The sequence below is a fragment of the Anaerolineales bacterium genome, assembly GCA_022866145.1.
Taxonomy (GTDB): domain Bacteria; phylum Chloroflexota; class Anaerolineae; order Anaerolineales; family E44-bin32; genus PFL42.
The window spans coordinates 1-1,997 of the sequence record JALHUE010000260.1; the positions used below are offsets into that span (position 1 = coordinate 1).

Consider the following 1,997-nt stretch of genomic DNA (forward strand, 5'->3'; position numbering starts at 1 on the left):
CGATCAGCAGATTCGCGGCAGCATCTCGCCGGACAGGGTGTCGACGACGCGGGTGCCGCCGATGCCAGTCCGCATCAGCACCCGCCCTGCCGGCGCCGGGCGCACCGTGCCAATCTGCACGGCACCCTCCCCGTACGGCAGGGAGCGCAGGAGTTCCAGCGCCGGCTGGGCTTGCGCTTCGGGCAACAAGATCAGCGCCTTGCCCTCGTTGGCCACGTACAGCGGATCCAGCCCGAGCAGCTCACAGGCGGATTCGACTGCCGGATTGATGGGAATTGTCGTCTCCATGAGCTGGATCGCCACGCCGCTTTGGCGGGCGATCTCGTTTAGCGCCGTTGCTACTCCACCGCGCGTCGGATCGCGCAGCACGTGCACCTCCGGGAATACCGCCAGCAGGCCTTCGACCAGCCGATTCAGCGGCGCCACGTCCGAAAGGACATCGATCTCGAGCGCCAGGCCACCGCGGGCTGCCATCACGGCGATGCCGTGATCACCGACCGTGCCGGTCAGCAGCACCGCGTCCCCCGGCTGGGCTCGCCCGCCGGAAATCTCGCGCCCTGCCGGCACCCACCCCAGCCCGCTGGTGTTGATGAAAAGCCCGTCGCCCTTGCCGCGCTCGACAACCTTGGTATCGCCGGCAACGATGCGGATGCCGGCCTCCTCGGCCGCCAGCCGCATCGATTCCGTCAGCCTCTCGAGCACCTCGATCGGCAGACCCTCTTCCAGGATGAATCCGGCCGTTAGCCCCAGCGGCCGCGCTCCGACCATGGCCAGATCGTTGACCGTTCCGCACACTGCCAGCCGGCCGATGTCGCCGCCGGGGAAGAACAGCGGAGCAACGATGTGGGAGTCGGTTGTGAGCGCCAGCCGGCCTGGGCCGGGCAGGTCGAGCACGGCGGAGTCGTCGCCCGCCAGCAGGGGTGCGTTGTCGAAGGCTGCGTAGAACAGCCGGCGGACCAGGTTGTGGGTCATGGTCCCGCCGCTGCCGTGCCCGAGCACGATCTGCTCATCATGCCGCAAGGGTAGCGGGCAGACCGGTCCCTGCAGCCTCACCTGATCTCTCGCCTCCGGCTTGGCCTTGTCCGGCATCGGGCTCCGTCTTTCAGACGACCGTCTCGGCGAACCGGCCGTAGCGGTAGTATGCGGCGCAAGCGCCCTCCGCAGACACCATTGTCGCTCCCAGTGGGTGCTCGGGCGTGCACACAGCCCCGAAAGCGGCACAGTCCGAAGGCCTCTTGCGGCCCTGCAGCACCAGTCCGGCGATGCACTCCGGCGCCTCGACCGGCTGAATGTCGGCGACGTTGAACCGGCGCTCGGCGTCCAGATCGCCATAGTCCATCCGCAGGCGCCAGCCGCTCATCGGGATCGTGCCAATGCCGCGCCAGGCGCGGTCACACTCCTCAAACACTTGCTGGATCACAGCCTGGGCCGGTTGGTTGCCCTGAAGAGTGACGGCCCGGCTGTAGGCATTCTCGACCTCGGCCTTGCCCGTTTCCAGCAGCTGCACGGTGCGCAGGATCCCCTGGGCCAGATCGAGCGGCTCAAAGCCGGTGACGACAATCGGCACACCGAATTCCTGCGCCAGCGGCGGATATTCCCAGTAGCCCATCACCGCCGCAACGTGGCCGGCCGCCAGGAATCCCTGGACCCGATTGCCGGGGGAGGACAGGATGGCGCGGATGGCCGGCGGGACACGCACCTGTGACACCAGCAGGCTGAAGTTCTTCAGCCCATGCGACCGCGCCTGCAGGGCGGCCATGGCGTTGGCGGGGGCGGTGGTCTCGAACCCGATGGCGAAGAACACGACCTGCTTGCCCGGGTTCTCCTGCGCGAGCCGCACGGCATCCAGGGGCGAGTACACCACCCGCACGTCGCCGCCGGCGGCGCGCACGTGAAACAGATCCTGGCCGGAGCCCGGCACGCGCAGCATGTCGCCGAAGGAGGTGAAGATCACATTCGGCTGGGCGGCGATCGCCAGCGCCTTGTCGATCAATTCC

At 68.2% G+C, this 1,997-nt stretch carries 2 protein-coding genes; both read right to left on the reverse strand.

Annotated features, from left to right (window positions below; genetic code table 11):
* Window positions 1-3 precede the first annotated feature (3 nt).
* A complete protein-coding gene (hypE, locus tag MUO23_08075) occupies window positions 4-1,089 on the reverse strand; it encodes a hydrogenase expression/formation protein HypE (GenBank protein MCJ7512912.1) in 1,086 nt (361 codons plus the stop codon).
* A 13-nt stretch (window positions 1,090-1,102) separates the two neighbouring features.
* Window positions 1,103-1,997 (reverse strand): hydrogenase formation protein HypD (gene hypD, locus MUO23_08080; protein MCJ7512913.1); only part of this gene is annotated, 895 nt, incomplete at its 5' end.